Source organism: Brevundimonas bullata, assembly GCF_003350205.1.
Classification (GTDB): Bacteria; Pseudomonadota; Alphaproteobacteria; order Caulobacterales; family Caulobacteraceae; genus Brevundimonas; species Brevundimonas bullata.
In genome coordinates this window covers 1-3613 of the sequence record NZ_QLLC01000068.1, presented here as the reverse complement: position 1 = coordinate 3613, position 3613 = coordinate 1, and the positions used below count along the sequence as shown (strand labels likewise).

At 62.7% G+C, this 3613-nt stretch carries 3 protein-coding genes; all 3 read right to left on the bottom strand.

Going from position 1 to position 3613, the window contains the following annotated elements:
* Nucleotides 1–177: 177 nt before the first annotated feature.
* Nucleotides 178–2256 carry an elongation factor G gene (gene fusA, locus DXK21_RS16225; protein ID WP_114818800.1) on the bottom strand — a complete coding sequence of 693 codons (2079 nt, stop codon included), beginning with the start codon at nucleotides 2254–2256 and terminating at the stop codon, nucleotides 178–180.
* A 138-nt stretch (nucleotides 2257–2394) separates the two neighbouring features.
* On the bottom strand, nucleotides 2395–2868 hold the full coding sequence (rpsG, locus tag DXK21_RS16220; protein ID WP_114818799.1) for a 30S ribosomal protein S7: 474 nt from the start codon (nucleotides 2866–2868) through the stop codon (nucleotides 2395–2397).
* Between the two features lie 78 nt (nucleotides 2869–2946).
* Nucleotides 2947–3321 (bottom strand): 30S ribosomal protein S12, encoded by a 375-nt coding sequence (rpsL, locus tag DXK21_RS16215; RefSeq protein WP_114818798.1) that lies wholly within the window; start codon nucleotides 3319–3321, stop codon nucleotides 2947–2949.
* Between the last annotated feature and the right edge of the window lie 292 nt (nucleotides 3322–3613).

Sequence of the window (3613 nt, the reverse complement as noted above, 5' to 3'; positions counted from 1 at the left end):
CGATCGTGCCGATGTTGCAGTGCGGCTTGTTACGTTCGAACTTTTCCTTGGCCATTCTCTAGCTCCTGGGTCCCCGAACCGGGGGTCCTATTGGTTTGGGGATGAGGCGGGCGGTCTGCGCGCAAACCGCCCGGGTTTCAAGTGCGTCCGTCCATATAGGGCGGAACAGCGACAGTGTTAGGCGTACTTCTTGATCACTTCGTCGGCGACGTGTTGCGGCACCGGCTCGTAGTGATCGTACTGCATGGTGAACTGGGCGCGGCCTTGCGACATGCCCCGCAGGGTGTTCACGTAGCCGAACATGTTCGCCAGCGGCACGAAGGCGTTGATGACGATGGCGTTGCCGCGCATGTCCTGGCCCTGGATCATGCCGCGACGGCCGTTCAGGTCGCCGATGACCGAACCGAGGTATTCCTCGGGGGTCACGACCTCGACCGCCATGATCGGCTCGAGCAGCTTCGGAGCGCCCTTTTCCTTCAGTTCGCGGAAGGCGGCGCGGGCCGCGATTTCGAACGCCAGCACGCTGGAGTCGACGTCGTGATACTTGCCGTCCGTCAGGGTCGCCTTGAAGTCGATCAGCGGGAAGCCGGCCAGCAGGCCGTTGTCCTTGATGGAGTTCAGACCCTTTTCAACGCCCGGGATGTATTCCTTGGGCACTGCGCCGCCGACGATGGCGTTTTCGAAGATGAAGCCCGAACCCGGTTCGCCCGGCTCGAACGTCAGCATGACGCGGGCGAACTGGCCCGTACCGCCGGTCTGCTTCTTGTGGGTGTAGTCGATGTCGACCTTGCGGCCGAGCGATTCACGGTAGGCCACCTGCGGCGCGCCGATCGTGGCGTCGACCTTGTAGGTACGGCGCAGGATGTCGATCTTGATGTCCAGGTGCAGCTCGCCCATGCCCTTCAGGATCGTCTGGCCCGACTCGTGGTCGGTCGAGACGGTGAAGGACGGATCTTCCGAAGCCAGCTTGGCCAGAGCCACGCCCAGCTTCTCTTGGTCGGCCTTGGTCTTGGGCTCGACCGAGATCTCGATCACGGGCGCCGGGAATTCCATCTTCTCAAGGATGACGGGCGACTTCAGGGGATCGCACAGGGTGTCGCCCGTGCGGGTTTCCTTCAGGCCGGCCAGGGCGACGATGTCGCCGGCGTAGGCTTCCTTGATGTCCTCGCGGTTGTTCGAGTGCATCTGCAGCATGCGGCCGACGCGCTCACGCTTGTCGCGCGACGAGTTCAGCAGGCTCATGCCCGTTTCCATCTTGCCCGAGTACAGGCGGCAGAAGGTCAGCGAGCCGACGAAGGGGTCGTCCATGATCTTGAACGCCAGAACCGACAGGGGCTCGTCGTCCGAAGCCTTGCGGGTGACAGGCTCTTCCGTCTTGAAGTCGATGCCCGGGGTGGCCGGGATGTCGGTCGGCGACGGCAGGTAGTCGATGACGGCGTCGAGCAGCGGCTGAACGCCCTTGTTCTTGAAGGCCGAGCCGCCGAGGATCGGATAGAAGGCGCCGGTCAGAACAGCCTTACGGATGCACTTCTTCAGCACTTCGACCGAGGGCTCTTCGCCGCCCAGGTAGGCTTCCATGGCTTCGTCGTCGAGCTCGACAGCGTTGTCGATCAGGTACTGACGGGCGGCCGCGCACTCTTCAGCCATGTCAGCCGGGATTTCGCGGATGTCGGCGTCGGCGCCGACGGTGTCCGTTTCCCAGACGTAGGCCTTCATCTCGACCAGGTCGACCACGCCCTTCAGCAGGTTTTCCGAACCGATCGGCAGTTGGATCGGCACAGCCTTGGCGCCCAGGCGGTCGCGGATCGACTGAACCGAAGCGGCGAAATCGGCGCCGATCTTGTCCATCTTGTTGACGAAGACGATCCGCGGCACGCGGTACTTGTCGGCCTGACGCCAGACGGTTTCGGTTTGCGGCTCAACGCCGGCGTTGCCGTCCAGAACCGTCACGGCGCCGTCGAGGACGCGCAGCGAACGCTCGACTTCAATGGTGAAGTCCACGTGGCCGGGGGTGTCGATGATGTTGAGGCGCTTGCCTTTCCAGAAGGCGGTCGTCGCGGCCGAGGTGATGGTGATGCCGCGCTCTTGTTCCTGGTCCATCCAGTCCATGGTGGACGCGCCATCGTGCGTCTCGCCCATTTTGTGGTTCTTGCCGGTGTAGAACAGGATCCGCTCGGTCGTCGTCGTCTTGCCCGCGTCGATGTGGGCCATGATGCCGAAGTTGCGGTAGTCTTCGATTTTATGTGTGCGGGGCATTGGAGTTGCCTTCGGGGTGCTTCGCGGACGCGACGAGCGCCCAAGGTGATATCGGATAAGACAGCGCGGGCGATTTAGCTCAAACCGCCCGCGCTTGATAGTCTCAGATAAGCGCGCCTGATGGCGCTTTGAAGACGCTTACCAGCGGTAGTGGCTGAAGGCGCGGTTGGCTTCGGCCATCTTGTGGGTGTCTTCACGCTTCTTGACGGCGGTGCCGCGGTTGTTCGAGGCGTCCAGCAGCTCAGCCGCCAGCTTTTCCGTCATGGTGTTTTCACCGCGCTTGCGCGCAGCGTTGACCAGCCAACGGATAGCCAGGGCGCGACGGCGCTCGGGACGGACTTCGACCGGCACCTGGTAGGTGGCGCCGCCGACGCGACGCGAACGGACTTCGACCGACGGAGCGACGTTGTCCAGAGCCGTGTGGAAGGTCTCGACCGCAGTGTGGTCTTTCTTCTTTTCGGCCAGGATATCGAAGGCGCCATAGACGATGTTCTCGGCGACGGCCTTCTTACCTTCGTACATGACGTAGTTCATGAACTTGGTGACGATCAGATCGCCGAACTTGGGATCCGGCAGAACTTCACGCTTCTGGGCGCGGTGACGACGCGACATAGGTTATTCCTTGCAGTGCCCGACAGACGCCGGGAAAATCTCTGAGGGTCCAGACCAGCAGGCCTGAAAACGGTTCGCTTACTTCGGACGCTTGGTGCCGTAGTGCGAACGACGCTGCTTGCGGTCCTTGACGCCTTGCGTATCGAGCACGCCGCGCAGGATGTGGTAACGCACGCCGGGCAAGTCCTTCACGCGGCCGCCGCGGATCAGAACAACCGAGTGCTCTTGCAGGTTGTGACCTTCGCCGGGGATGTAGCAAACGGCTTCGTGGCCGTTCTTGGCCAGACGGACCTTGGCGACCTTACGCAGAGCCGAGTTGGGCTTCTTCGGAGTCGTCGTGTAGACGCGGGTGCAAACGCCGCGGCGCTGGGGCGAACCTTCCAGAGCCGGGACCTTGTTACGGGTGGGCTTGGGCTTGCGCGGCTTGCGGATCAGCTGGTTGATCGTAGGCATACGATTTGTCTCTTTTCGATGTGGAGGCGTGTGCCTTTCGGCCGGGGCGCCTCATGAGCCTTCTTTTGGACCTCGCCGAAGCGCCGCCCGGGTGTTGTTTCCGAGCGAGCCGTAACAGCCAAACGAAAAAACCGGAACGCGCGCTTTGGGCGTTCCGGCGGGCACAGCCCGTCCGTTCAATTGTGACGATCTCAACAGACGGCGAACCGCCCACGTCTCGAAAGTGCGCGCGATGTACGCGGGATGGGTGAACGCGTCAAGTGATTCACCCCGGCCCCGCCCGCCCGTCGCA

What these genes read in the sequence shown, in the direction of transcription:
- rpsL (WP_114818798.1), bottom strand. Translation starts at nt 3,321, where the DNA reads ATGCCTACGATCAACCAGCTGATCCGCAAGCCGCGCAAGCCCAAGCCC.
- rpsG (WP_114818799.1), bottom strand. Translation starts at nt 2,868, where the DNA reads ATGTCGCGTCGTCACCGCGCCCAGAAGCGTGAAGTTCTGCCGGATCCC.
- fusA (WP_114818800.1), bottom strand. Translation starts at nt 2,256, where the DNA reads ATGCCCCGCACACATAAAATCGAAGACTACCGCAACTTCGGCATCATG.